30 protein-coding genes and 13 tRNA genes are annotated in these 26607 nt (G+C 44.3%); 41 read left to right on the top strand and 2 right to left on the bottom strand.

Annotation, left to right across the window (positions count from 1 at the left end; all coding sequences use genetic code 11):
- Window positions 1-91 precede the first annotated feature (91 nt).
- The 17 genes from ACW12G_RS01145 to ACW12G_RS01065 all read left to right on the top strand — a co-directional run bounded on the left by ACW12G_RS01145 (window position 92) and on the right by ACW12G_RS01065 (window position 9329).
- Window positions 92-164, top strand: a tRNA-Thr gene (locus ACW12G_RS01145).
- 7 nt (window positions 165-171) lie between these two features.
- A tRNA-Gly gene (locus ACW12G_RS01140) sits at window positions 172-243 on the top strand.
- A gap of 5 nt (window positions 244-248) precedes the next feature.
- Window positions 249-332: transfer RNA gene (locus ACW12G_RS01135), tRNA-Leu, on the top strand.
- A gap of 5 nt (window positions 333-337) precedes the next feature.
- A tRNA-Arg gene (locus tag ACW12G_RS01130) sits at window positions 338-411 on the top strand.
- Window positions 412-477: 66 nt separating this feature from the next.
- Window positions 478-551 (top strand) — tRNA-Pro (locus tag ACW12G_RS01125).
- A gap of 29 nt (window positions 552-580) precedes the next feature.
- Window positions 581-654 (top strand) — tRNA-Met (locus ACW12G_RS01120).
- A gap of 14 nt (window positions 655-668) precedes the next feature.
- Window positions 669-742 (top strand) — tRNA-Ile (locus ACW12G_RS01115).
- A 28-nt stretch (window positions 743-770) separates the two neighbouring features.
- Window positions 771-860 (top strand) — tRNA-Ser (locus ACW12G_RS01110).
- A gap of 28 nt (window positions 861-888) precedes the next feature.
- Window positions 889-962: transfer RNA gene (locus ACW12G_RS01105), tRNA-Met, on the top strand.
- A gap of 2 nt (window positions 963-964) precedes the next feature.
- Window positions 965-1038 (top strand) — tRNA-Asp (locus ACW12G_RS01100).
- Window positions 1039-1060: 22 nt separating this feature from the next.
- Window positions 1061-1133: transfer RNA gene (locus ACW12G_RS01095), tRNA-Phe, on the top strand.
- Between the two features lie 31 nt (window positions 1134-1164).
- Window positions 1165-1235: transfer RNA gene (locus ACW12G_RS01090), tRNA-Gly, on the top strand.
- A gap of 25 nt (window positions 1236-1260) precedes the next feature.
- Window positions 1261-1334, top strand: a tRNA-Ile gene (locus ACW12G_RS01085).
- Window positions 1335-1672: 338 nt separating this feature from the next.
- On the top strand, window positions 1673-2983 hold the full coding sequence (gene serS / locus ACW12G_RS01080; protein WP_455647073.1) for a serine--tRNA ligase: 1311 nt from the start codon (window positions 1673-1675) through the stop codon (window positions 2981-2983).
- A 129-nt stretch (window positions 2984-3112) separates the two neighbouring features.
- Entirely contained in the window at window positions 3113-5527 is a 2415-nt protein-coding gene (secA, locus tag ACW12G_RS01075; protein WP_048702205.1) for a preprotein translocase subunit SecA, read from the top strand.
- A 79-nt stretch (window positions 5528-5606) separates the two neighbouring features.
- Window positions 5607-6725, top strand: coding sequence for a peptide chain release factor 2 (prfB, locus tag ACW12G_RS01070; protein WP_048702198.1), 1119 nt, complete (start codon window positions 5607-5609; stop codon window positions 6723-6725).
- Window positions 6726-6854: 129 nt separating this feature from the next.
- Window positions 6855-9329, top strand: coding sequence for an ATP-dependent Clp protease ATP-binding subunit (locus ACW12G_RS01065; protein WP_455647072.1), 2475 nt, complete (start codon window positions 6855-6857; stop codon window positions 9327-9329).
- 9 nt (window positions 9330-9338) lie between these two features.
- Here the strand turns inward: ACW12G_RS01065 and ACW12G_RS01060 are convergent, their stop codons facing one another.
- Window positions 9339-9716, bottom strand: coding sequence for a prepilin peptidase (locus ACW12G_RS01060; protein ID WP_455647075.1), 378 nt, complete (start codon window positions 9714-9716; stop codon window positions 9339-9341).
- 84 nt (window positions 9717-9800) lie between these two features.
- Entirely contained in the window at window positions 9801-10007 is a 207-nt protein-coding gene (locus tag ACW12G_RS01055; RefSeq protein WP_147000938.1) for a prepilin peptidase, read from the bottom strand.
- 275 nt (window positions 10008-10282) lie between these two features.
- On the opposite strand from ACW12G_RS01055, the gene rpsL reads away from it, so the two are divergent.
- The 24 genes from rpsL to rplF all read left to right on the top strand — a co-directional run bounded on the left by rpsL (window position 10283) and on the right by rplF (window position 26585).
- Entirely contained in the window at window positions 10283-10696 is a 414-nt protein-coding gene (gene rpsL / locus ACW12G_RS01050) for a 30S ribosomal protein S12 (protein WP_009999878.1), read from the top strand.
- 15 nt (window positions 10697-10711) lie between these two features.
- A complete protein-coding gene (rpsG, locus tag ACW12G_RS01045) occupies window positions 10712-11182 on the top strand; it encodes a 30S ribosomal protein S7 (RefSeq protein ID WP_009999877.1) in 471 nt (156 codons plus the stop codon).
- Between the two features lie 201 nt (window positions 11183-11383).
- Window positions 11384-13498, top strand: a complete 2115-nt coding sequence (gene fusA, locus ACW12G_RS01040; protein ID WP_010004482.1) for an elongation factor G — start codon at window positions 11384-11386, stop codon at window positions 13496-13498.
- Between the two features lie 124 nt (window positions 13499-13622).
- Window positions 13623-14816, top strand: a complete 1194-nt coding sequence (locus ACW12G_RS01035) for a CynX/NimT family MFS transporter (RefSeq protein ID WP_455647071.1) — start codon at window positions 13623-13625, stop codon at window positions 14814-14816.
- Between the two features lie 75 nt (window positions 14817-14891).
- Window positions 14892-16007 carry an ABC transporter ATP-binding protein gene (locus ACW12G_RS01030; protein ID WP_172412932.1) on the top strand — a complete coding sequence of 372 codons (1116 nt, stop codon included), beginning with the start codon at window positions 14892-14894 and terminating at the stop codon, window positions 16005-16007.
- Window positions 15994-16821: an ABC transporter permease gene (locus ACW12G_RS01025; protein WP_455647074.1), complete on the top strand. Its 828-nt coding sequence runs from the start codon at window positions 15994-15996 to the stop codon at window positions 16819-16821. The genes ACW12G_RS01030 and ACW12G_RS01025 overlap by 14 nt, the downstream gene beginning before the upstream one ends.
- A 4-nt stretch (window positions 16822-16825) precedes the next feature.
- Window positions 16826-17653, top strand: a complete 828-nt coding sequence (locus ACW12G_RS01020; RefSeq protein ID WP_048702189.1) for an ABC transporter permease — start codon at window positions 16826-16828, stop codon at window positions 17651-17653.
- Window position 17654: 1 nt separating this feature from the next.
- On the top strand, window positions 17655-18734 hold the full coding sequence (locus tag ACW12G_RS01015; RefSeq protein WP_455647070.1) for an ABC transporter substrate-binding protein: 1080 nt from the start codon (window positions 17655-17657) through the stop codon (window positions 18732-18734).
- 300 nt (window positions 18735-19034) lie between these two features.
- Complete coding sequence (rpsJ, locus tag ACW12G_RS01010) at window positions 19035-19343, top strand: 30S ribosomal protein S10 (RefSeq protein WP_002816040.1); 309 nt, start codon at window positions 19035-19037, stop codon at window positions 19341-19343.
- A 69-nt stretch (window positions 19344-19412) separates the two neighbouring features.
- Entirely contained in the window at window positions 19413-20099 is a 687-nt protein-coding gene (gene rplC / locus ACW12G_RS01005) for a 50S ribosomal protein L3 (protein WP_048702186.1), read from the top strand.
- A gap of 32 nt (window positions 20100-20131) precedes the next feature.
- The gene (gene rplD / locus ACW12G_RS01000) at window positions 20132-20755 is read left to right on the top strand and encodes a 50S ribosomal protein L4 (RefSeq protein WP_009999867.1); all 624 of its coding nucleotides are present in this window, start codon (window positions 20132-20134) and stop codon (window positions 20753-20755) included.
- Window positions 20755-21042 (top strand): 50S ribosomal protein L23, encoded by a 288-nt coding sequence (gene rplW, locus ACW12G_RS00995; protein ID WP_009999866.1) that lies wholly within the window; start codon window positions 20755-20757, stop codon window positions 21040-21042. The genes rplD and rplW overlap by 1 nt, the downstream gene beginning before the upstream one ends.
- Before the next feature lie 22 nt (window positions 21043-21064).
- The gene (gene rplB / locus ACW12G_RS00990) at window positions 21065-21898 is read left to right on the top strand and encodes a 50S ribosomal protein L2 (protein ID WP_009999865.1); all 834 of its coding nucleotides are present in this window, start codon (window positions 21065-21067) and stop codon (window positions 21896-21898) included.
- 17 nt (window positions 21899-21915) lie between these two features.
- Window positions 21916-22197 (top strand): 30S ribosomal protein S19, encoded by a 282-nt coding sequence (gene rpsS, locus ACW12G_RS00985; protein WP_004899458.1) that lies wholly within the window; start codon window positions 21916-21918, stop codon window positions 22195-22197.
- A gap of 16 nt (window positions 22198-22213) precedes the next feature.
- Window positions 22214-22570: a 50S ribosomal protein L22 gene (rplV, locus tag ACW12G_RS00980; protein WP_004899456.1), complete on the top strand. Its 357-nt coding sequence runs from the start codon at window positions 22214-22216 to the stop codon at window positions 22568-22570.
- The gene (gene rpsC, locus ACW12G_RS00975; RefSeq protein WP_009999864.1) at window positions 22570-23241 is read left to right on the top strand and encodes a 30S ribosomal protein S3; all 672 of its coding nucleotides are present in this window, start codon (window positions 22570-22572) and stop codon (window positions 23239-23241) included. Before rplV ends, rpsC begins: the two co-directional genes overlap by 1 nt.
- 14 nt (window positions 23242-23255) lie before the next feature.
- Window positions 23256-23669, top strand: a complete 414-nt coding sequence (gene rplP / locus ACW12G_RS00970) for a 50S ribosomal protein L16 (RefSeq protein WP_009999861.1) — start codon at window positions 23256-23258, stop codon at window positions 23667-23669.
- A complete protein-coding gene (gene rpmC, locus ACW12G_RS00965) occupies window positions 23669-23875 on the top strand; it encodes a 50S ribosomal protein L29 (RefSeq protein WP_002816028.1) in 207 nt (68 codons plus the stop codon). The genes rplP and rpmC overlap by 1 nt, the downstream gene beginning before the upstream one ends.
- A 22-nt stretch (window positions 23876-23897) precedes the next feature.
- On the top strand, window positions 23898-24164 hold the full coding sequence (gene rpsQ / locus ACW12G_RS00960) for a 30S ribosomal protein S17 (protein ID WP_009999860.1): 267 nt from the start codon (window positions 23898-23900) through the stop codon (window positions 24162-24164).
- 52 nt (window positions 24165-24216) lie between these two features.
- Window positions 24217-24585, top strand: coding sequence for a 50S ribosomal protein L14 (gene rplN, locus ACW12G_RS00955; protein ID WP_009999859.1), 369 nt, complete (start codon window positions 24217-24219; stop codon window positions 24583-24585).
- 23 nt (window positions 24586-24608) lie between these two features.
- The gene (gene rplX, locus ACW12G_RS00950) at window positions 24609-24917 is read left to right on the top strand and encodes a 50S ribosomal protein L24 (RefSeq protein WP_009999857.1); all 309 of its coding nucleotides are present in this window, start codon (window positions 24609-24611) and stop codon (window positions 24915-24917) included.
- Window positions 24918-24940: 23 nt separating this feature from the next.
- Window positions 24941-25483, top strand: coding sequence for a 50S ribosomal protein L5 (gene rplE / locus ACW12G_RS00945; protein WP_009999856.1), 543 nt, complete (start codon window positions 24941-24943; stop codon window positions 25481-25483).
- A 142-nt stretch (window positions 25484-25625) separates the two neighbouring features.
- Window positions 25626-26024, top strand: coding sequence for a 30S ribosomal protein S8 (gene rpsH / locus ACW12G_RS00940; RefSeq protein WP_009999855.1), 399 nt, complete (start codon window positions 25626-25628; stop codon window positions 26022-26024).
- A gap of 24 nt (window positions 26025-26048) precedes the next feature.
- Window positions 26049-26585: a 50S ribosomal protein L6 gene (gene rplF / locus ACW12G_RS00935; RefSeq protein WP_455647069.1), complete on the top strand. Its 537-nt coding sequence runs from the start codon at window positions 26049-26051 to the stop codon at window positions 26583-26585.
- The last annotated feature ends 22 nt before the right edge of the window (window positions 26586-26607 follow it).

Below are 26607 nucleotides of genomic sequence, written 5' to 3'. Positions count from 1 at the left end.
GAGCACCTGCCTTACAAGCAGGGGGTCACAGGTTCGATCCCTGTAGCGTCCATTGACGAAAGTCAAAACCGGCACGTCGGGATAAAGCGATGCCGACTTAGCTCAGTTGGTAGAGCACCGCTCTTGTAAAGCGGGGGTCGAAGGTTCGAGTCCTTTAGTCGGCATGTTCATGCGGAAGTAGTTCAGTGGTAGAACATCACCTTGCCATGGTGGGGGTCGCGGGTTCGAATCCCGTCTTCCGCTTCTATGCCGGCGTGGCGGAATAGGCAGACGCACAGGACTTAAAATCCTGCGATAGAAATATCGTACCGGTTCGATCCCGGTCGCCGGCATATATGCACCTATAGCGCAATTGGATAGAGCGTCTGACTACGAATCAGGAGGTTGCAGGTTCGACTCCTGCTAGGTGCATAGAGGTTGAAGGAATTCAAACTCTTTTTTTAAGTTTAAAGGGGCAGAAGCTCTCGTAGAACTTTTCGGGACGTAGCTCAGCTTGGTAGAGCACCTGGTTTGGGACCAGGGGGTCGCAGGTTCGAATCCTGTCGTCCCGATTGACAAACCAAAATTTGTCAAAGACGATCGCGGTGTAGCTCAGCTGGCTAGAGCGTCCGGTTCATACCCGGGAGGTCGAGGGTTCGATCCCCCCTGCCGCGATAGGCTCGAAAAAAGGACCTTTAGCTCAGTTGGTTAGAGCAGACGGCTCATAACCGTCCGGTCGTTGGTTCGAGTCCAACAAGGTCCATGCAGGACAAGAAAAAGTAACAGATGATGGAGAATTACCCAAGTCTGGCTGAAGGGAACGGTCTTGAAAACCGTCAGGTCGAGAAATCGGCGCGTGGGTTCGAATCCCACATTCTCCTTAGGTAGAGATACCAAACATAATATTATCGCGGGATGGAGCAGTCTGGTAGCTCGTCGGGCCCATAACCCGAAGGTCGTAGGTTCAAATCCTGCTCCCGCAATTGGTCGCATGGTCTAGTTGGTTAGGACGCCTGCCTGTCACGCAGGAGATCGCGGGTTCGAGCCCCGCTGTGACCGTTTAGTATGAAAGTGCTAAGATGGCTCTGTAGCTCAGTTGGTAGAGCATACGATTGAAGCTCGTAGTGTCGGCGGTTCGATTCCGTCCAGCGCCATGGATACCAGAGGTATCAGACAGAAAGCTTTGCGAATGTAGTTCAATGGTAGAATTCCAGCCTTCCAAGCTGGCTATGCGGGTTCGATTCCCGTCATTCGCTTTATGTTTAGGAATAGACATAAGAGGGGCCTGTAGCTCAGTTGGTTAGAGCACTGTGTTGATAACGCAGGGGTCACAGGTTCGAGTCCTGTCAGGCCCATTAATAAGAGAGGTAGCGTAAAGCTGCCTCTTTTTTTCTTGCGGAAATGAATCTTGCCTTTTATTTTTTTTTTCGTTACAATAGGGATAATAGCTTACCATAATTAGGCACTTTCAGAAAATTGTTGGTTGATGAGAAACAATACGCCGAAACTCCAGTAAGTCTCGTTTAGTGGGTAATGCCACTCGGAACTCTCCGTTATCAGAAAATGAGTGTTGTACGCTTTTTTGTGTACAAAATCTGGGTGGTACCACGGAAGCGCGTTTTCGTCCCTTGTCCTGTTGGATGGGATGGCAACGCGCTTTTATATTAGACTTTAAAATTAAAGGAGCAGAATAATGTTAGACATGAAGTATTTGCGCAAAAATGAAGCTGAGGCAACGCAGCGGTTGCTTGATCGGGGCGTACCAGCAGAAAAGTTGCAAGAGTTGTTGGCCCTGGATCAAGAACGGCGAGAAGCCATCCAACAAGTTGAAAATTTGAAGGCCCAACGTAACGCCGTGTCGGATAAAATTGCCTATGCTAAGCGTAACAAAGAAGATGCAAGCGAAGCCATTGCGGCGATGCAACAAGTTGGTGCGGAAATCAAAGCCCTAGATGCACGTCAATCAGAGTTGGATGAAGCGGTGAAAAATTTGGCAGCCCATTTGCCTAATTTAGCAGCGCCAGAAGTACCAGTTGGTCCAGACGATACAGCAAATGTTGAGCAGCGCGTTTGGGAACCAGCTGACTATGGTACACGACCACAGGCATTGGCGGACACACCAAGTTGGTTGAAGGCGCACTATGAAATTGGGGAAGCTCTTGGTATTTTAGACTTTGAACGTGGCGCTAAGGTTTCTGGGGCACGTTTCTTGTATTATGTTGGTGACGGGGCACGCTTGGAACGTGCGGTCTATAACTTTATGCTTGATGAACATCGACAAGAAGGGTATACCGAAATGATTACCCCAATTGTGGTGAATGATACAGCGATGTTTGGTACAGGCCAGTATCCAAAGTTCCAAGATGATGCTTACCGGGTAGAAGGGTTGGCCCAAACTTACATTCCAACAGCCGAAGTCCCACTGACAAACTATTACGCTGGGGAAACAATCCCGAGCGAAGACTTACCAATCAAATTTACTGCGCTGTCACCATCATTCCGTAAGGAAGCTGGGGCAGCTGGGAAAGATACGCGTGGTTTGATTCGTTTGCACCAATTCAATAAGGTGGAAATGGTGAAGTTTACCAAGCCGGAACAATCATATGCCGAATTGGAAAGCATGACAGCCAATGCGGAAAACATTTTGCAAAAGCTCGGCCTTCCTTATCATGTTGTGATGCTATCAACGGGGGACATGGGCTTCTCAGCAGCAAAAACTTATGATATTGAAGTGTGGATGCCACAACAAAAGGTTTACCGCGAGATTTCATCAGTATCAAACACAGAGGACTTCCAAGCACGTCGCATGCACATTACGTATCGCGATGACAATGATAAATTGCAGTTGGTGCACACATTAAATGGATCAGGTCTAGCCGTTGGCCGGACACTCGCAGCCATTTTGGAAAACTATCAAAATGAAGATGGGACAGTAACAATCCCTGAAGTGCTACGGCCTTACATGGGTGGGCAAGAGACGTTGTCTTCAACAGCGCATTATTAATCGATGAAAAGCCTATATTTATTGGGCTTTTTTTGCTACAATTTATAGTAGACTATTGTGCGGTAGAACACACAAATTCATATTTCAGAGGAGACACACGCAACTGATTCAGGTTGTGTGCTAAAAACAATGGCAAATCCAATACGTAAATTAGTTGATAATTCAAAAAAGCAACTAAAAAAATTAAACAATATTGCCGATCAAGTTGAAAGTTATGCTGATGAAATGTCAGCGTTAACTGACGCGCAATTACAAGCTAAAACGCCATTTTTCCAGGAAAAAATTGCAGCAGCGGTAGCTGAAGCGACAGATAAGGATAAACAAAATAAAGCCCTATCAAAGGTATTAGATGAGATATTGCCAGAAGCTTTTGCGGTTGCACGTGAAGGCGCTAAGCGTGTCTTGGGATTGTACCCATTCCGTGTTCAAATTATGGGTGCTGCGGTGTTACACGGCGGTAATTTAGCGGAAATGCGTACCGGTGAAGGTAAGACACTAACAGCAACGATGGCGGTTTATTTGAATGCCCTATCAGGTCGTGGTGTACATGTGGTGACCGTCAACGATTATTTGTCAGCGCGAGATGCTGAACAAATGGGTCAGCTTTATAACTGGCTTGGCCTAACAGTTGGTGTGAATGTCGGTGATGCGCCAGCTGATGAAAAGCGGGCGGCATATAATGCTGACATCACCTATTCAACAAACTTTAATATTGGGTTTGATTATTTGCGGGATAACATGGTACATCGTGCCGATGAACGCGTGATGCAACGTGGTTTAAACTTTGCGTTGATTGATGAAGCGGATTCAATTTTAATCGATACGGCGCGGACACCGTTGATCATTTCAGGACCTGGATCAGGTGTCTCACAATTATATGCACGGGCTGATCGTTTTGTAAAAACACTGGTACGTGACGAAGATTATAAGATTGATGAAGAAGCCAAGACAACGATGATGACCAATGAAGGGATTCATAAGGCAGAAGTCTTCTTTAATTTGGATAATTTATATGCCGCTGGCGATACAGCTTTAACGCACCACATTGACCAAGCACTTCGGGCCAACTTTAACTACATTAATGATAAAGACTATGTGGTGCAAGATGGCGAAGTCAAGTTGATTGACCAGTCAACGGGTCGTATTTCTGAAGGGACACGCTTGTCAGATGGCTTGCATCAAGCGATTGAAGCCAAAGAAGGCGTTGAAATTCAAGAAGAAAATAAGTCAATGGCGCAAATTACTTATCAGAATTTGTTTCGGATGTACAAGAAACTGTCTGGTATGACAGGAACAGCCAAGACGGAAGAAGAAGAATTACGCGAAATCTACAACATGGAAGTCATTACGATTCCAACTAACCGTCCAGTTAAGCGTGTGGATTATCCGGATTTGTTGTACCCATCGATGCGTGCGAAGTACAATGCGGTGGTCAAATTAATTCAAGAATTACACGCCAAGGGACAACCAATTTTAATTGGGACGGGGTCTGTTGAATCATCCGAATTGTTGTCGAAAATTCTGATGGCACAAAATGTGCCGCATAACGTGTTGAATGCTAAAAATAACGCCAAAGAAGCTGAAATTATTGCTAACGCGGGACAACGCGGTGCCGTAACCGTTGCGACTAACATGGCGGGACGTGGAACAGATATTAAGCTCGGCCCTGGTGTGTCTGAATTAGGTGGGCTAGCCGTGATTGCCACAGAACGTCATGAGTCTCGCCGAATTGATAACCAATTACGTGGTCGTGCTGGTCGTCAAGGTGATGAAGGCTTCTCACAATTCTTCTTGTCATTGGAAGATGATTTGATGATTCGTTTCGGTGCCGAACGTATTCGCTTGATTTGGGAACGCATGAATTTGGATGAAGAAGAGACAGTGATTAAGAACCGTTTGATCACCCGTTCTGTTGAGTCCGCCCAAAAGCGTGTTGAAGGTAACAACTACGATACGCGTAAAAACGTGTTGCAATATGATGATGTTGTCCGTGAACAACGTGAATTAATGTATCGCCAACGGGATATCGTCATTGATGAAACAAAATCATTGGATTGGGTCCTTATGCCAATGGTTGAACGGACAATTAATCGCGTCGTTGATGCACAAACCAAAGGTAAGAAGCCGGCGGAATGGCATTTGGATCAAATCGTTACCTTCGCCGGTAATGTTTTGGTGAATGAAAATGATATTTCGGTTGCCCAGTTAAAAGGGTTAGACCGTGATGGTATCAAGGCCTTGCTATTAAACTTAGCAAAAGAAAATTATCGGGTTAAGCAGGGTCAACTCTATGATCCAGCACAAATGTTAGAATTTGAAAAAGTGGTCATTCTTCGTGCCATTGATCAACATTGGACAGACCACATCGATGCCTTGGATCGTTTGCGTCAAGGTGTTGGACTGCGTGGCTATGGTCAATTGAACCCACTGATTGAATATCAAAACGAAGCGTTTGACAACTTCAACAAAATGATTGCTGATGTTGAATATGATGCGACACGCACCTTTATGAAAGCAGAAATCCGTCAAAACTTACAAGCTTAAGAGTTACCATGCCTGATGGTTGACGGTTGCATAATTATAACGAACCTTGTGTTCGTTTTTGTTTTGAAGGGATACTGGAATGGAAATTATTGATGCTAAACATGCTTTAGCAGATATCGAAGAAAATATTGCCCGTTTTCGTGGCACACTGGATCTAGAAGCGTTAACAGAAGAAATCGCTGATTTTGAAAACCGCATGACAGAACCAGGTTTTTGGGATGATAATGTTAAGGCACAAAAAGTCATTGAAGAAAATAATATTTTGAAGAATCGTCGGGATTCATTCTTAAACTTGACAAATCAGGCAGAAGAAATCGCTGTACTTATTGAAATGTTGTCTGAAGATCCGGAAGATGAGGATACCGCAGCCGAACTAGCGGCCAGTGTGGAAAAAGTTCAAAAAGATGTTGAAGCCTACAATTTGGAACAACTGTTAACTGAACCTTATGATGCCAACAATGCCATTTTGGAAGTGCATCCAGGATCTGGTGGGACGGAATCAACTGACTGGGGTGCCCACTTGTATCGGATGTATACGCGTTGGGCCCAGCAGCACGGCTTCCAAGTGGAAGTGTTAGATTATCACGCTGGTGACGAAGCAGGGATTGACAGTGCGACGATTAAGATTTCTGGGCACAATGCTTATGGCTTCTTACGGAGTGAAAAAGGTGTGCACCGCTTTGTGCGCATCTCACCATTTGACTCAGCGGGTCGTCGTCATACGAGTTTCGTCAGTGTTGATGTGATGCCGGAATTGGATGACACGATTGAAGTTGAAGTCCGTGATGATGACATCAAGATGGATGTTTTCCGTTCAGGTGGTGCTGGTGGACAAAACGTCAACAAGGTATCAACCGGTGTCCGGTTGACGCACGAACCAACCGGTATCGTTGTGTCATCAACTGTTGAACGGACGCAGTACGGTAACCGTGACTATGCCATGCGTTTGTTGAAGGGGAAGTTGTACCAGCTTGAATTAGAAAAGCAAGCAGCGGAACGTGCCGCCTTAACGGGTGAAAAGATGGAAAACGGCTGGGGATCACAAATTCGGTCATATGTTTTGCATCCTTATCAGATGGTCAAAGATCACCGGACGAACTACGAAACCAATCAGCCACAACAAGTACTTGATGGGGACTTAGATCCGTTCATTAATGCCTATTTGCAATGGCAATTGAGTTTAAAAAACCCAAATTAACCCATAAAGGTCGAAACGGATTGTTTCGGCTTTTTGCATTATGAAACAGATTAGTTTCTAAACCCCGTCACGTGCGTTATAATATAAGTCAATCTGAGACGCGATTGCCTTAAAAATGGAGGGCATAATATGGATAACACATACACACCTAGTGCGCAAAACGTCCTCGTTTTAGCACAAGAACAGGCAAAATATTTCAAGCATCAGGCTGTTGGTACAGAACACCTCTTGCTTGCTTTAGCGATTGAAAAAGAAGGTATCGCGAGTAAAATTTTAGGCCAGTTTAATGTGACGGATGACGATATTCGTGAAGAAATTGAACACTTTACTGGCTATGGCATGACATCACGTTATGACAAAAATAGTTATCTCCCTTATTCACCAAAGGCGGCTGATATTTTACGGCAAGCAGGTGAAGAATCACGGGCGTTAGCCCAACCACGAGTGGGTACAGAGCATATCCTCTTAGCACTCTTGCAAGATGAAAGTATTTTATCATCACGTATTTTGCTGGCTTTGGATGCCAACTTGCAAGAAATGCGGCGTGCTATCCTACGTAAGTTGGGTGTGACAGACGTGCGCAAGCAAATGAAACAACATGACCGCCAGCAACCACAGGGGACGCCAACATTAGACGGTTTGGCACGTGATTTGACACAATTAGCCAAGGATAACAAGATGGATCCGATTGTCGGGCGTTCGGGTGAAGTGCGACGTGTCGTACAGATTTTGTCACGCCGGACGAAGAATAATCCGGTTTTGATTGGCGAACCAGGTGTTGGAAAAACCGCGATTGCCGAAGGTTTGGCGCAACGTATTGTGACCAATGATGTCCCTGATTCACTTAAAAATAAGCGCCTGATGGCATTGGATATGGGGTCACTAGTTGCCGGGACAAAGTATCGTGGTGAATTTGAAGATCGCTTAAAAAAGATCATTGATGAAATTTATCATGATGGGCAAGTCATTCTATTTATTGATGAACTTCACACGTTGATTGGTGCTGGTGGTGCTGAGGGTGCGATTGATGCCTCTAACATTTTAAAGCCAGCGTTAGCACGTGGTGAAATTCAAACATTAGGCGCCACGACCTTTGACGAGTATCAAAAGTATGTGGAGTCAGATGCTGCTTTGGAACGGCGTTTTGCACCAGTGACGGTCAATGAACCGTCACAAACGGATGCGATTGCGATTTTGACTGGCATTCGACCAAAATTTGAAGCGCATCATCAAGTGCAAATCGATGATGAAGCGATTGCAGCAGCTGTGAAACTATCGTCACGTTATATTACGGATCGTTTCTTGCCTGACAAGGCAATTGATTTGATGGATGAAGCTGGTGCTAAGGTACGCATTGATGCGGTTGATAAGCCAAATGCCCTGCAAAAAAACCAGTTACGTTTAGCTGAATTGACAGAAGCGAAGGATCAAGCCATTACGGCACTTGACTTTGAAAAAGCGGCCGAGCTACGTGCCGAAGAAATGAAAGTCAAAAATAAGTTAGATAAGTTGGTCGCGAAAATGGCCAACCAAACGGCGGCTGACCGCCCGCAATACGATTTACACGTGACGGCGGAAGACATCGCGGAAGTGATTTCACAGCAGACTGGTGTGCCGCTAACGCAACTTGAAAAGAACGAAAAGCAACGACTCGTTAATTTGGAAGCTGTGTTGGGCCGTCGTGTGGTGGGACAAAAGCAAGCAATTTCTGCGGTTGCCCGTGCCATTCGTCGTGCCCGTTCTGGCTTGAAAGATCCAAGTCGTCCAATTGGAACCTTTATGTTTTTGGGGCCAACAGGGGTTGGGAAAACAGAGTTGGCCAAGGCTTTAGCAGAGGCTGTCTTTGGTAATGAAGATAATATGATTCGGATTGATATGTCTGAATACCAAGAACGTTGGTCAGCGTCACGTTTAATTGGTTCAGCGCCTGGTTATGTTGGTTACGATGAGGGTGGTCAACTCACAGAGCAAGTCCGTAATCATCCTTATTCCGTTATCTTGTTAGATGAAGCTGAAAAGGCCCATCAGGATATTTTCAACCTCATGTTGCAAGTGTTTGATGATGGTTTCCTAACCGATTCTAAGGGGCGCAAGGTTGATTTTCGGAATACGATTATTATCATGACGTCAAACCTTGGGGCAACAAGATTACGTGATGAAAAAGCCATGGGCTTTGGTGCCGTTGACTTGAAAAATGATAATGCCGCGGTTGCTGAAAAAATTCGCGAAACGTTGAAAGAAACTTTCCGACCTGAATTTATTAACCGACTAGATGAGGCGGTTGTTTTTGAACCGTTGACGAAGCCTGAAATTCATACGATTGTGAAGCTCATGAGTCGGGATATCTTACAACGGGTCGCTGAACAAGGGATTTCAGTTAAAATCACACCAGCTGCGATTGATGTGATTGCTGATGCCGGCTTTGATCCAGAATATGGGGCACGCCCAATTCGTCGTGTCTTACAAACAAAAGTTGAAGATGCATTAAGTGAGGCACTATTGCGTGGCAATATTACCACCGATAGTGTTGTGACGATTGGGGCAAAACAAGGCGATATTAACATCACCATTAAGCCACAGAAAAAAGTCATCACACATGCTTAACAAAAGTGATCACATCACGGATGTGATCACTTTTTCAATGGCGATGACAATTAGCCAACTCACGAGTAAAAAGGGTACAAACGGGGCGCATCGTCGCGTATAATACTGGAGATAACCATAAGTGATGAGTGCTGCGGTAAGGAGCGTCAGCGCCAAAATAATGGGGGATGATACCAAACCAATCACCATCAGGACAGGCAAGTCACCGCTACCCAGGGCATGGCGCACATAAATGAGCCACAGGCAAATCACGGCAAACATCCCAACGACTAACAGTTGTGGCGTTTCCCAACGAATCCATACCAAGTAAGCCAGCCAGGGGAAGAGTAGATTGGCGTGAATGGCTTGTTGGTCCCAGTCTTCTAAAGCTAGGAAAAAGAGGCACAGGGCTGTTAGCCACAGTTCTGATTCAGGGAATAACCAAGTGCCAATAATGCCGCCAAGGCATTCAAATAAGACGTAGGTATAACCCTAGGACTTTTGGCAATAGCGACAACGGCTGTTGGTTAACAGCGCCGACACGATAGGGATGAGATCAAACCAAGCCAATACATGCCCGCAATGCCAACAAAATGAGCGTTGCGTGGTTAAGGGTATCTTGTGAGTTAAGCGGTCGTTGAGACACATGAGACTTGAAATAAGACAAGTATTGAGTAGAAAAATAACGAGTATAGTCATAAGGTATCATACGCAGTCATTGTGGAAAATACTTGCTGAAAGCAATTGTTTTCCACAATTTTTAAAGAGATGCTGTTAAACCTATTGACAATCACTGTCAATCTGGTATTATATTGGACGTGCTTTTAAGTAATCTGTTCTGTGAGCTATTCACAACGTGCTGAACGGCGCTGTAAAGGCAATTGTCAGCAGATTTCCAGTAAGCATTTTTGTTTAAAGACAGAAATGACACACCTGGAACTGTGTAACTAATAAAATTTTAAGGAGACCGTAGCATGCCTACAATTAACCAATTGGTTCGCAAGCCTCGTAAGTCAAAGGCGACTAAGTCAAAGTCACCAGCTTTGAACTTCGGCTATAACTCAATGAAGAAGAAAGCAACAAACAATGTTGCACCACAAAAGCGTGGTGTTGCAACACGTGTTGGTACAATGACACCAAAGAAGCCTAACTCAGCTTTGCGTAAGTACGCCCGTGTTCGTCTTTCAAACTTGTACGAAGTTACAGCATATATCCCAGGTATTGGTCACAACTTGCAAGAACACTCTGTTGTTTTGATCCGTGGTGGTCGTGTTAAGGATTTGCCTGGTGTACGTTACCACATCATCCGTGGTGCATTGGATACAGCTGGTGTTGATGGACGTAAGACATCACGTTCAAAGTACGGCACAAAGGCGCCAAAGAAGTAAGAAGGAGACTGACAAATGCCACGTAAAGGTTATACTAAGCGTCAGGAAGTTTTGCCTGACCCAATTTACAACTCAAAGCTCGTTTCACGTTTGATCAACAAGTTGATGCTTGATGGTAAGCGTGGAACTGCGTCAACTATCTTGTACGATGCTTTTGATCGTATCAAGGAAGCTACTGGTAACGATCCATTGGAAGTTTTCGAACAAGCTATGGAAAACATCATGCCAGTATTGGAAGTTAAGGCTCGCCGTGTTGGTGGATCTAACTATCAAGTGCCAATCGAAGTACGCCCAGACCGTCGTACAACATTGGGATTGCGTTGGTTGGTAAACTACTCACGTTTGCGTAACGAACACACAATGGATGAACGTTTAGCTAAGGAAATCATGGACGCCGCTAATGACACTGGTGCATCCGTAAAGAAGCGCGAAGACACACACAAGATGGCTGAAGCTAACCGTGCATTTGCGCACTATCGTTGGTAAAACGCGTGGCGCAATTCAGTTTGCGTCATGACGGCTTACGTTGATTTATTGTTGCTTAGAATTTAATTGTTCACGGTCACAATAAATAGTGTAAAATGACAGTAGATGGTAAAACGCTATTGGCTTTTACCGTCAAAAAGCGAACACAATTCTGTGTCGCTTTTTGTTGCATATAGAACAAAAACCAGGAGATAACTCACAATGGCAAAACGTGAATACCCACTAGAACGTACACGTAACATTGGTATCATGGCCCACATCGATGCGGGTAAGACAACCACTACGGAACGTATCTTGTACTACACAGGTAAAATTCACAAGATTGGTGAAACACACGATGGTGCTTCACAAATGGATTTCATGGAACAAGAAAAGGAACGTGGAATCACAATCCAATCAGCCGCTACAACAGCGGTATGGCGTGGATTCTTTGACCAATTCGCTAAGACACCTTACCGTGTTAACATCATCGATACACCAGGTCACGTGGACTTCACAATCGAAGTTGAACGTGCTTTGCGTGTGCTTGATGGTGCCGTAGCCGTGCTTGATGGTGCTGCCGGTGTTGAACCACAAACAGAAACTGTTTGGCGTCAAGCAACAACATATGACGTGCCACGTATTGTCTTCGTTAACAAGATGGATAAGATGGGGGCTGACTTTGAAATGTCAGTTAACTCAATTCATGAACGTTTGCAAGTTAATGCTGAAGCTATCCAATGGCCAATTGGTGCTGAAGATGACTTCGAAGCGATCATTGACTTGATTACACAAGAAGCTTACTACCCAGTTGATGACTTGGGTGAAAAGTGGGAACCACGTGAAATTCCTGCCGAATTGAAGGAACTAGCTGAAGAAAAGCGTAACACGTTGATCGAAGCTGTTGCGGATGTTGATGATGAATTGATGGAAAAGTACCTTGAAGGTGAAGACATTTCTGTTGATGAATTGAAGGCAGCAATCCGTCGTGCCACTTTGGCATTGCAATTCTACCCAGTGCTTGCAGGTTCAGCCTACAAGGATAAGGGTGTGCAAATGATGTTGGATGCGGTTGTTGACTACTTGCCAGGACCTTTGGATGTTAAGCCATATATCGCGACTGATCCAAAGACTGGTGAAGAAGTTGACTTGATTGCCGATGACAGCAAGCCATTTGCTGCTTTGGCATTTAAGATCATGACTGATCCTTTCGTTGGTCGTTTGACATTTATGCGTGTGTATACTGGTACTTTGCAATCAGGTTCATACGTACAAAACACATCTTCTGATACACGTGAACGTGTTGGTCGTTTGCTACAAATGCACGCGACATCACGTACAGAAATCGAAGAAGTCTTCTCTGGTGATATCGCTGCTGCGATCGGTTTGAAGAACACAACAACTGGTGATTCTTTGACTGCTGTGGACCACCAATTGATTCTTGAATCAATGGAATTCCCAGAACCAGTGATCGAATTGGCTATCGAACCAAAGACTAAGGCTGACCAAGACAAGTTGTCAAATGCCATCCAAAAGTTGGCGGAAGAAGATCCATCATTCCGTGCCACAACAAACCCTGAAACTGGTGATACTTTGATCGCTGGTATGGGTGAATTGCAATTGGATATCATGGTTGATCGTATGCGCCGTGAATTCAACGTTGAAGCAACAGTTGGTGCACCACAAGTTGCTTACCGTGAAGCCTTTACACAAACAGTGCAAGCGCGTGGATACTTCAAGCGTCAATCTGGTGGTAAGGGACAATATGGTGATGTTTACATCGAATTCTCACCAAACGAAGAAGGTGCTGGCTTCGAATTCGAAGACGCCATCGTCGGTGGTGTTGTGCCTCGTGAATATATTCCATCAGTTGAAGCTGGTTTGAAGGATGCTTTGAATGCTGGTCCTTTGGCTGGATTCCCATTGGTTGACTTGAAGGCTAAGTTGTATGATGGTTCATACCACGATGTCGATTCTTCTGAAGCAGCCTTTAAGATTGCTGCGTCATTGGCCTTGAAGGAAGCTTCAAAGACAGCCGGTGCCGTTATTCTTGAACCAATCATGGCGGTTGACATTGTTGCCCCTGAAGATAACCTTGGTGATGTGATGGGACACGTTTCAGCACGCCGTGGTATGATCGAAGGTCAAGAATCTCGTGGTCCTGTTTTGGCAGTTAAGGCGAAGGTGCCTTTGTCAGAAATGTTTGGTTATGCAACAACTTTGCGTTCAGCAACGCAAGGTCGTGGTACATTCCAAATGGTCTTTGATCACTATGAAGCTGTGCCAAAGAACATCCAAGATGAAATTATCAAGAACAGCGGTAACAAAGAAGATTAATATCATTAATCTGATACCGTAGATTATGAGTTTATTCAGTAGATAATACTGACAGACGGTCCAGTTAAAACGGCGTCACCCAATCGGGTGACGCCGTTTTGTGTCGATAAATTGAGGAGAATTTATGCTGAAAAAGCACAGTGAGTTTTTGATACCGGGCATTATCGTGATGGGTATGGTCTTACGTATTCCGTTTACGTCGATTCCACCGATTATTTCACATATCGCCAAAACACAACACGTTCCAGTTGGTCAGTTAGGTATTTTGACGACGATACCACTGATTGCCTTTGCGATTTTTTCCTCTATTGCGCCGAATACGGCAGAAAAATTAGGCTTAGAGCGAACTTTTGCCGTGATGCTGATTGTGATGGTCGTCGGCTCTTGGATCCGGATTATTAATACACCGCTCCTTTATATTGGGACATTACTGATTGGGGTTGGCATCGCCCATATGAATGTCCTCCTGCCCAGTGTGATTCGGCTGTATTTCCCTAATAAGGTTGGACCGATGACATCGACGTTTACCTTTAGTATGATGTTAGCCACCGCAGTTGGGGCAGGGTTATCGGCACCGATTGCTGAAGCAACGCATTGGCACGTGTTTATTTTATTATTAACAACGGTAATCTGGATTGCCTTTTTGGTATGGTTACCCAATGTGCGTTTTGCTGCCAAGCATCCGCAGTCGTTAGCCACCACACCGACGGGTGTGAAGCGGCCGACCGATGCCCATGTTTGGCGTAACCGGTATGCCTGGTTGTTGTTGTATTTTGCTGGTGTCCAATCGGCTATGTTTTACATTTTAATGGCTTGGGGACCGACAATGGCGATTCAAACTGGGCTATCGGCATCAGTCGCGAGTGTGTTTGCCGGTATTAATGCCTTGATTGGGTTACCGTTTGCGTTGACAATTCCAACGATTGTTGCCCGTTTATCGTCTGTTGGTCGGCAATGGTTGGTTGGTGTGTCTTCGGTGATTGGGATTGTGGGCTATCTTTTGCTCTTAGTGCCCAATAACCATTTTGGCTATTGGTTAAGTGTCAATCTATTGATTGGGGTGAGCACGTCGATTTTATTCCCTTACCTCATGACAACCTTTAGTTTGAAAACAACCACACCAATCCAGACCGCAGAATTATCTGGTATGGCGCAAAGTGGTGGGTATGTCATTGCTGCCTTAGGGCCAGCGTTATTTGGTTATGGCTATGGTTGGTTCCATAGTTGGGTACCACAAATCGTGGTGATGATCATTTTGTTCATTTTGATGACGATTGCAATTGTTTTAGTGGAAAAACAACATAAAATCTTATCATAAAAAAGCACGCAGGTAATGAACTTGCGTGCTTTTCTTGATACAATAGTTCTATTGACTAAAAGTGAGGGTTGGGAATTGACTAACACATCAACACCAATTATTGAATTTAAGAACGTTGGCTTGTCTTATGATGACAACCAAGTTCTAAAGAACATTGACTTAGCGCTTGAAGCGGGGAAGTTTTATACGTTGCTAGGGCCTTCGGGGTCAGGGAAGACAACGATTCTTAATCTGATTTCAGGCCAATTAACGCCGACACATGGCGATATTTTGTTTGAGGGAAAAGTGATTAACGATGTGCCGGTTGAAAAGCGGCACATGAACACGGTTTTCCAAGATTATGGCTTGTTCCCTAATATGGATGTTTTTGACAATGTTGCCTTTGGTCCGAGTATTAAAGGGATGAGCAAGGCTGACATCAAGACCAAAGTGATGGAAATGTTGGACTTGGTAAAATTGTCAGCGTATGCCGATCGTGAAATTAATGAATTGTCCGGTGGTCAAAAGCAACGTGTCGCCATTGCGCGTGCTTTAGCAAATGATCCTGAAGTCTTGTTGTTGGATGAACCACTATCAGCGTTGGATTATAAGTTACGTAAGGACATGCAATATGAACTACGTGAAATTCAACAACGTTTGGGAATTACTTTCGTCTTTGTCACGCATGATCAAGAAGAGGCTTTGGCCATGTCTGATTGGATCTATGTCATGAATGATGGGGTCATCCAACAAAATGGCTCACCAGAAGATATTTATGATGAACCAATTAATCATTTCGTCGCAGATTTCATTGGTGAATCTAATATTTTAGATGGCGTTATGAAGGCAGATTATCTGGTTCACTTTACAGGGAAAGACTTTGAAAACGTCGACGCCGGTATGCGACCAAATGAAAAGGTTGAAGTCGTGATTCGTCCAGAAGATTTGGATTTGACGAGTGTTGAAAACGGTAAGTTGGTGGTCACGATTGATGATCAGTCATTCCGTGGTGATTATTATGAAATCACCGCCATTGATGATGATGGGAATGAATGGCAAGTGCAAGCCACAAACAAATCAACGATTGGTGAACGCGTTGGTTTGACGTTTGATCCAGAAGATATTCATATCATGCGCTTTAACGAATCAGAAGATGACTTTGACGCGCGTTTGGAAAGTTATGAGGATGATAGCGATGATGGCAAAGCGTAATCAGCAGCGACAATTATTCTACCTGGTACCCTATGGTGCTTGGTTGGTGCTATTTGTCATTGTGCCACTTGTCTTGTTGCTATTCCAATCATTAACGACCCAAGATGGTCATTTTACGTTGCGTAACTATGAGACCTACTTTAGTAGTGGGACGTACTTGTTAATGACGATTAACTCGGTGTGGTATGCGTTTTTGATTACGGTCATTACGGTCGTGATCAGTTATCCAACCGCCTACCTCTTGAACCAATTAAAGCATAAACAATTTTGGTTGTTGTTGATCATCTTGCCAACGTGGATTAACTTATTGCTCAAAACTTATGCATTTATTGGTTTGTTATCAAAATCTGGTACGGTCAATAACTTTTTGGGCTTATGGGGCATTGTGCCACAGCAACTCTTGTTTTCTAACTGGAGTTTCTTGTTGGTGGCGGCCTACATTGAAATTCCCTTCATGATTCTGCCAATCTTTAATTCGTTAGCCGAAATTAATCCACGTCTCGCACAAGCCAGTCGAGATTTGGGTGCTAATCGCTGGCAAACCCTTTGGCGGGTGATTATGCCATTATCGATGCCTGGGGTCAAAGCTGGTATCCAAGCAGTCTTTATTCCAAGTCTGTCACTATTTATGGTGACACGATTGATCGGTGGTAATCGGGTGATTACTTTGGGAACGGCCATTGAAGAACATTTCTTGGTGACGCAAAACTGGCGGTTGGGGTCAACAATTGGTGTGATTTTAATTGTTACGATGGTCATTACGATGATTCTGACGCGTGATCGTGCACGTCGTCCGTCGAGAAAGCGGGGTTAAGCAGATGCATAAAAAAATTAAGTGGGCCAACATCTATCTCTGGTTCGTCTTTATCTTGTTGTACTTACCCATCTTTTTCCTGATTGTCTATTCATTTAATGCCGGGGATGTCATGCAAGGCTGGGATGGCTTCTCTTGGAAACATTATGGCGAACTGTTTGCTGATACGCGAATTGCCGAAATTGTTGTCAGCACGCTGTTGCTGGCCATCTCTGCTTCATTGATATCAAGTGTCATTGGTACGGCAGGCGCTTTATATGTCTACAATTTAAGAAACGGCGTTATGAAGAATGTCTTTTTATCGTTGAATAACGTCTTGTTGGTGTCGCCGGATGTTATTATCGGTGCATCATTCTTGGTATTCTTCACGGTACTGGGCTTCTCGTTAGGCTTTACATCGGTCTTGCTATCACACATTGCGTTTACCATTCCGATTGTTGTGTTGATGGTTTTGCCGCGTTTGCAGGAAATGAATCAATCATTGATTGCCGCAGCAAAAGATCTTGGCGCCAATAATTGGCAAATGCTCACGCGAGTTGTCTTGCCGGTAATTTCACCAGGTATTTTGGCTGGTTTCTTCATGGCCTTCACGTATTCGCTAGATGATTTTGCGGTGACGTTCTTTGTCACGGGTAATGGCTTCTCAACGTTGTCTGTTGAAATTTATTCTCGTGCCCGTCAAGGGGTCAGTCTTGAAATTAACGCGTTGTCAGCCGTTATGTTTGTCGTGTCATTAATCATGGTACTGGTATATTATGCGATTTCAACACGTGCTGAAAAAAATAAGAAGCGTGCGACACACCTGATGTTGGTAGCGTCGGAGGGACTGTGATATGAAAAAGTTGCTATTTGGCGTTGTCGCCATCTTGGTAGTTGTCGGGGGACTATTTGGCACCCAGCAATATCTGGCGACTAAAACAGGGTCAGATGCGTCTTCTGACAAGGTGTTAAACCTGTATAACTGGGGTGATTATCTTGATCCTGATTTGATGACTAAGTTCACCGAGGAAACAGGCTATCAGATTAGTTATGAGACGTTTGATTCCAATGAAGCCATGTATACTAAAATTAAACAAGGTGGCACGTCATATGATTTGGCGGTGCCATCGGATTACATGATTCAGAAAATGAAACGTGAAAACTTGCTGTTGCCATTGGATCACAGTAAGTTGACCGGTCTTAAAAATTACGATCCGCGTTTTATGAACCTATCCTTTGATCGTGGGAACAAATACTCATTACCTTACTTTTGGGGCACGTTAGGGATTATTTATAACGATAAGATTGTTGATGGGAAAGATGTGCAACATTGGGATGATCTCTGGTCACCAAAGTTCCGCAACCAAATTTTGCTCGTCGATTCAGCGCGTGATGCCTTGGGCGTTGCGTTGATTACCCAGCATAAATCAGTTAACACGAAATCTGTTGCTGATTTAGCTGCGGCGCAAGCGAAGTTAGAAGCGTTGATGCCAAACGTCAAAGCCATCATTGCTGATGAAATTAAAATGTATATGGCGCAAAATGAGGCAGGGCTTGCCGTTACCTATTCAGGTGAGGCGGCTGAAGCTATCGATAATAACCCGCATTTGCACTATGTTGTGCCAAGTGAAGGGTCAAACCTGTGGTTTGATAATATCGTGATGCCAAAGACGGCCAAGCATAAAGAAGCGGCTTATGCTTTCTTGAACTTTATGAGTGAGCCTAAGAATGCCGCCCAGAATGCGGAGTACATTGGTTACGCAACGCCGAACGCAAAGGCGAAGGCCTTATTGCCAAAGGCAGTGCGTAATGATCCGCAATTTTATCCAAGCAATGAAACGATTAAGAATCTGCAAGTCTATGATGATTTAGGTCAGAAGTGGACTGAAAGATATAATGACGCCTTTTTGGAATTTAAGATGTCAAAACGTTAAAAACCGACAAATTTTTGTCGGTTTTTTCTTTTAGAGAATTTTGGTCAAAAGAAAAAGTCGCAGAATTAAATTGATAAAAGCCTTGCGCATGTAGGGTTCTTCTGTTATAGTAGTTAAGTACGCTTTTGGAACAGTAGTCATATAAACCTACCGAAAGCCTGGTGTATCAATGTTTAGCGATGATGATTAAGGTTGCGACACGCGCGGCCGCGTTGCCATGGGCGCGCAAAACACAAGCAGTGTTGTCGGTTTTTAATTGGAGTTAGCTGATTTACAAAATCAACGAGGAGGCACGAAATAATGGCACAAAAGAAGATCCGTATCCGTTTGAAGGCATACGAACACCGCATCTTGGACCAATCAGCAGAAAAAATTGTTGAAACGGCCAAGCGTACGGGCGCAGAAATCGCTGGTCCTATCCCTTTGCCAACTGAACGTACATTGTACACAATTCTACGTTCACCACATAAGCACAAGGATAGCCGCGAACAATTCGAAATGCGCACGCACAAGCGTTTGATCGACATTGTGAACCCTACTGACAAGACAGTTGACGCATTGCGTAAGCTTGAATTGCCATCAGGTGTTGCAATCGAAATCAAGTTGTAATTTTAACGAATACAACTTCGCACCCGTTAGGGTAAAAATAAGTCAAGAAATTATTTAAGGAGATTAGTCATGACTAAAGGTATCTTAGGCCGCAAAGTCGGTATGACTCAGGTTTTCACTGAAACTGGTGAATTGATCGCCGTGACTGTTGTTGAAGCTACACCAAACGTCGTTTTGCAAGTTAAAACTGTAGAAACAGACGGATATGATGCAGTACAACTCGGTTACCAAGACAAGCGCGCAGTTTTGTCAAACAAACCTGAACAAGGTCACGCTTCAAAAGCAAACACGACCCCTAAGCGCTACGTTCGTGAAATCCGCAATGCGGAAGGCGAATTTAACGCAGGGGATGAAATCAAGGTTGATACATTCGCAGCTGGTGAATACGTCGACGTTACTGGAATCACGAAGGGACATGGCTTCCAAGGTAACATTAAGAAGGATGGCCAATCACGTGGACCAATGGCTCACGGATCTCGTTACCACCGTCGTCCAGGTTCAATGGGTGCTATCATCAACCGTGTCTTCAAGGGTAAGCTTTTGCCTGGACGCATGGGAAACCACAAGCGCACAATGCAAAACGTTGCTATCGTCCACGTTGACGTTGAAAATAACTTGTTGTTGTTGAAGGGTAACGTACCTGGCGCAAACAAGTCACTATTGACAATTAAGTCAACCGTTAAGGTTAACGCAAAGCATCCTGAAGTTAAGATGGCCGGTGTTTCAGTACCTGCTGCCGCAACTGAAGAAGCTTAATATAAACTATATAGAAAGGAGAACAATCAATCATGACTAAAGTTGCTGTATTAAAGCAAGATGGTAGTCAAGCTGCTGAACTCGAATTGAACGATGCAGTTTTCGCCATCGAACCTAACAACGCCGTTATCACAGATGCAGTTTTGATGCAACGCGCATCAATGCGTCAAGGTACTCATGCTGTCAAGAACCGTTCAGCGGTTTCTGGTGGTGGACGTAAGCCTTGGAAGCAAAAGGGTACTGGTCGTGCACGTGCCGGTTCAATCCGTGAACCACAATTCCGTGGTGGTGGAATCGTCTTCGGACCAACACCTCGTTCATATGCCTACCGTATTAACCGTAAGTCTTACCAATTGGCTTTGAAGTCAGTTTTGTCACAAAAGCTTGCTGACGGTAAGTTGGTTGTTGTTGATGCTTTGTCATTTGAAGCACCAAAGACACAAGACTTCAAGAAGGTTTTGGCTAACTTGTCAGTTGACACAAAGACATTAGTAGTTGTTGATGAAGACAACGAAAACGCAATCTTGTCAGCACGTAACTTGGCTAACGTTCAAGTTATGACAACAAAGGGTATTAACGTACTTGACGTTGTTAATGCAGATAAGCTGGTGATTGTTCAATCATCAATCGAAGAAATCCAAGGAGGTCTTGCCTAATGGATGCACGCGATATTATCCGTCGCCCGATCATTACTGAAGCATCAATGGCGCAAACAGAACGTAAGCGCTATGTCTTCGAAGTCGATGTTCGTGCCACAAAGCCTGAAATCAAGAAGGCAATTGAAGAGATCTTCGACGTTCAAGTATCTGGCTTGAACACAGCTAACGTTCGCGGTAAGAAGAAGCGCCAAGGTCGTTACGTTGGTTACACACGTAAGTTGAAGAAGGCAACCGTAACGTTGTCAAAAGACTCAAAAGATATTCAAATCTTTAACGAAGGTTAATTCTAAATAGGAGGAAAAGACATTGGCTATCAAGAAGTATAAGCCAACCTCTAACGGACGTCGTAACATGACGACTTCAGATTTCGCTGAAATCACGAAGTCAACGCCCGAAAAGAGCTTGTTGGCAAAGAAGTCAAAGACTGGTGCTCGTAATAACTCTGGTCGTATGACAGTGCGCCACCACGCTGGTGGACACAAGCAAGCCTACCGTTTGGTGGACTTCAAGCGTATCAAGGATAACAAGACAGCTACTGTAAAGGCTATCGAATACGATCCAAACCGTACAGCAAACATCGCTTTGCTTGTATATGAAGATGGTATTAAGTCATATATCTTGGCGCCAAAGGGATTGAAGGTTGGCGATAAAGTACAATCTGGTCCTGATGCCGACATTAAGCCCGGCAATGCCTTGCCATTGAGCAATATTCCTGAAGGTACTTTGATTCACAACATCGAATTGAAGCCTGGTAAGGGTGGTCAATTGGCACGTTCTGCTGGAACTTCAGCACAAATCTTGGGTAAGGATGGCAAGTATGTCATAGTTCGTTTGACTTCAGGCGAAGTACGTTTGATCTTGGCAACTAACCGTGCAACAATCGGTGAAGTTGGTAACGCTGAACACTCATTGATTAACTGGGGTAAGGCTGGTCGTAACCGTTGGCGTGGAAAGCGTCCACACGTTCGTGGATCAGTTATGAACCCTAACGATCACCCACACGGTGGTGGTGAAGGTAAAGCACCTGTTGGTCGTCCAAGTCCTATGTCACCATGGGGTAAGAAGACTGCTGGTAAGAAGACTCGCGACAAGAAGAAGGCTTCAACGAAGTTCATCGTTCGCGGTCGTAAGAGTAAGTAAGGGAAAGGAGACAACTAATGGCTCGTAGTTTAAAAAAGGGACCATTTGCGGACCCACACTTGCTTAAGAAGATTGAAGCGCAAGCGGATTCTGAAAAGAAGTCAGTGATCAAGACTTGGTCACGTCGTTCAACAATCTTCCCAAGCTTCATCGGCTTTACAATTGCCGTTTATGATGGTCGCAAGCACGTTCCGGTTTTTGTACAAGAAGACATGGTTGGTCATAAGTTGGGCGAATTCGTACCAACACGTACATTCAAAGGCCACAAGGCTGATGATAAGAAGACCGGTAAAAAATAAAGGAGGAAATTGAAAAATGGCTGAACAAATTACTTCAGCTCGCGCGACAGCCAAGATCGTTCGCGTTGCCCCACGTAAGGCACGCCTAGTTCTTGACACAATTCGTCGTAAGAGCGTTAACGAAGCATACGCAATTTTGAAGTTCCTACCTAACACTTCTACTGAAGATATTTACAAGGTTTTGAACTCAGCAGTTGCTAATGCTGAAAACAACTTCTCATTAGACCGAGAAGATCTTATCGTGAAGGAAGCCTTTGCTAACGAAGGACCTACGCTTAAGCGTTTCCGTCCCCGTGCCAAGGGTTCTGCTTCACCAATCAACAAGCGTACAAGCCACATCACAATTGTGGTTGCTGAGAAGGAGGCAAAGTAATGGGTCAAAAGATTAACCCTACTGGATTCCGTGTCGGCGTTATTCGCGACTGGGATGCAAAGTGGTTTGCTGACAAGGCTGATTATGCTAACCAACTTCACGAAGACTTGCGTATTCGTAAGTACATCGAAAAGAACTTAGCGGATGCCGCAGTTGATCGCGTTGAAATTGAACGTAGCACAAAGTCACGTGTTGACGTATCTATCCACACTGCTAAGCCAGGAATGGTTATCGGTAAGGGTGGTTCAGAAGTTGAAAAGCTTCGTACACAATTGGCTAAGTTGACTGATGTCGATGAAAAGGGACGCTCAAAGCGTGTCTTCATCAACATTGTTGAAATCAAGAAGCCTGACTTGTCAGCACACTTGGTTGGACAACAAATCGCTGGTGATTTGGAACGCCGTGTGGCTTTCCGTCGTGCGATGCGTGGTGCTATCCAACGTGCAACACGTTCAGGTGCTAAGGGTATCAAGGTAATGGTTTCAGGTCGTTTGAACGGTGCAGATATTGCCCGTGTTGAACAATACACTGAAGGTACTGTGCCTTTGCATACTTTGCGCGCTGATATCGATTACTCATGGGACGAAGCAATGACTGCTTACGGTAACTTGGGTATCAAGACTTGGATTTACCGTGGCGATGTTTTGCCACAAAAGAAGAACAGTAAGTAAGGAGGGAAGCGAACATGTTAGTACCAAAGCGTGTTAAATTCCGTCGTGTACACCGTGGCCACATGCGTGGTGAAGCAAAAGGTGGAAAGACGGTAACGTTCGGTGAATTCGGCTTGCAAGCAACAACATCAAGCTGGATTACAAACCGTCAAATTGAAGCTGCCCGTATTGCAATGACACGTTATATGAAGCGTGGTGGTAAGGTTTGGATCAAAATCTTCCCTCACAAGTCATATACATCAAAAGGTGTCGGTGTTCGAATGGGTAACGGTAAGGGTTCACCTGAAGGTTGGGTAGAACCAGTTAAGCGTGGTAAGGTAATGTTTGAAGTTGCAGGTGTTCCTGAAGCAACTGCACGTGAAGCATTGCGTTTGGCACAACACAAGTTGCCTGTACGTACAAAGATTATTGCTCGGGAGGCTGAATAATGGCTAAAGCAAGTGAATTGAAAGAATTGTCACTTGCGGATTTGCAAAAGCGCGAGGCCGAATTCAAGGAAGAATTATTCAACCTACGTTTCCAATTGGCTACTGGCCAACTTGAAAACACGGCGCGTATTGCACAAGTTCGTAAGGACATTGCACGAGTTAAGACAGTTATCCGTGCGCAAGAATTGGCAAACGCCAACAAATAAGACGAAAGGAAGAAGCTGAAAAATGAGTGAAGAACGTAATGCTCGTAAGGTTTACCAAGGCCGCGTTGTTTCAGATAAGATGGACAAGACAATCACTGTCGCTGTTGATACTTATGTGAACCACGCCGTTTACGGTAAGCGTGTTAAGTACACAAAGAAGTTTAAAGCCCATGATGAAAACAATAGCGCTAAGATGAACGATATTGTCCAAATCATGGAAACACGTCCTTTGTCTGCAACTAAGCACTTCCGTTTGGTTAAGATCGTTGAAGAGGCAGTTATTCTTTAATTTGATCGTTATCAAATCGTCGTAATTAATTGCTAACTAAGGAGGAAGAACCATGATTCAACAAGAGAGTCGTTTAAAAGTGGCTGACAACTCTGGCGCACGTGAAATCTTGACGATTAAAGTGCTCGGTGGTTCAGGCCGTAAGTTTGCTGGTGTTGGTGACGTGATCGTTGCCACAGTTAAGCAAGCTATCCCTGGTGGTAACGTAAAGAAGGGTGACGTCGTTAAGGCTGTTATCGTTCGTACTGTTTCAGACGTTCGTCGTGCAGACGGTTCATACATCAACTTTGATGAAAATGCCGCTGTTATCGTAAAGGACGACAAGTCACCAGTTGGTACGCGTATCTTTGGCCCTGTTGCACGTGAATTGCGTGATGCAGACTTTATGCGTATCGTTTCATTGGCACCAGAAGTGCTCTAAAACTGACAAGGAGGAGCCAAATCATGTTTGTAAAAACAGGTGATAAGGTTCGCGTCATTGCCGGCAAAGACAAGGGAAAAGAAGGCACAATCACTAAGACTGTTGCTGCAAAGGACCGCGTTGTTGTCGAAGGCGTGAACATCGTTAAGAAGCATCAAAAGCCTTCTAACGAATACCCACAAGGTGGTGTTATCGATATCGAAGCACCAATCCATGTATCAAACGTGCAATTGCTTGACCCTTCAACTAACGAACCAACTAAGGTTGCGTTCAAGATTGAAGATGGCAAGAAAGTTCGCGTATCTAAAAAGTCTGGTAACGTACTAGGCTAATATTGAAAGGTGAAATCATTTTCATGGCTAACGCATTAAAAGAAAAATATGTTAATGAAGTTCAACCTGCTTTGATCGAAAAGTTTAACTTCTCATCACCAATGCAAGCCCCAAAGATCGAAAAGATCGTTCTTAACATGGGTGTTGGTGATGCGGTGTCAAACTCAAAGAACTTGGATGAAGCGGTTGAAGAATTGAAGTTGATTGCTGGTCAACAACCAGTTATCACAAAGGCAAAGAAGTCAATCGCTGGTTTCCGTTTGCGTGAAGGTATGTCAATCGGAACTAAGGTTACATTGCGTGGTGAACGCATGTATGAATTCTTAGACAAGTTGATCAACATCTCATTGCCTCGTGTCCGTGACTTCCGTGGTGTATCATCAAAGGCCTTCGATGGTCGTGGTAACTACACTTTGGGTGTTCGTGAACAATTGATCTTCCCTGAAATCGATTTTGACCAAGTTAACCGCGTTCGCGGCTTGGACATTGTTGTGGTTACAACAGCTCAAAACGATGAAGAAGGTCGCGCATTGTTGACACTTTTGGGCATGCCATTTGCAAAGTAATTTTGCAAATTAAAAACGTTCGTTACTCTTATAATTAAAAGAGTGACACGTTTTTAACTGTTATTGACTGAAATGGTCTATAATAGTTAAGAGCGTGTCATTTCATTATGTCCGTTCAAAAATAAAAGGAGGATATCGATAGATGTCTATGACTGATCCAATCGCTGATTTGTTAACACGTATTCGTAACGCCAACATGGCACACCGTGACGTTGTTGAAATTCCAGCATCAAAAATTAAAATGAGCATCGTTGAGATCTTGAAATCAGAAGGTTTCGTTCGCGACGTAGAATACATCGAAGATAACAAGCAAGGTGTTATCCGTGTATTTCTTAAGTACGGCGAAGACCGTAACCGTGTGATTACAGGACTTAAGCGTATCTCAAAGCCAGGTTTGCGTAAGTATGCCAAGGCTGATTCATTGCCAAAGGTTTTGAACGGTTTGGGTATTGCGATTATCTCAACTTCTGTTGGTGTGATCACTGACAAAGAAGCACGCGCAAAGCAAATCGGTGGCGAAGTGCTCGCTTACGTTTGGTAATATATCTAAGAAAGGAGACTTACCATGAGCCGTATTGGAAATAAAGTAATTACATTGCCCGCAGATGTTGAAGTATCTCAAGAAGGTACAGTTGTTACTGTTAAGGGACCTAAGGGAACATTGTCACGTGAAATTGCACCGCAAATCACAATGACTGTTGAAGGTTCTGAAGTAACATTCACACGCGCAAGCGATGATAACAAGACAAAAGCTTTGCACGGTACAACACGTGCAAACGTTGCTAACATGGTCGAAGGTGTTTCTACTGGATTCACTAAGACATTGAAGCTTGTCGGTGTTGGTTACCGTGCCGCAAAGTCAGGTTCAAAGTTGACTTTGTCTGTTGGTTACTCACACCCAGTTGACTTTGAAGACCGCGAAGATTTGACAGTTGAAGTACCAGATGCTTTGACAATCAAGATTTCAGGTATTTCAAAGCAAAAAGTCGGCGATTTCGCTGCTGAAATTCGTGCCGTACGTGCCCCAGAACCTTATAAGGGTACGGGGATGCGTTACGACCGTGACGTTGCGCGACGTAAGGAAGGTAAGACATGTAAGTAATCAAATCGTCATATTTTTTAAC

Source organism: Leuconostoc sp. (genome assembly GCF_965300815.1).
The sequence above is the reverse complement of the archived record's forward strand: the minus strand, read 5'-3'. Positions and strand labels throughout refer to the sequence as shown.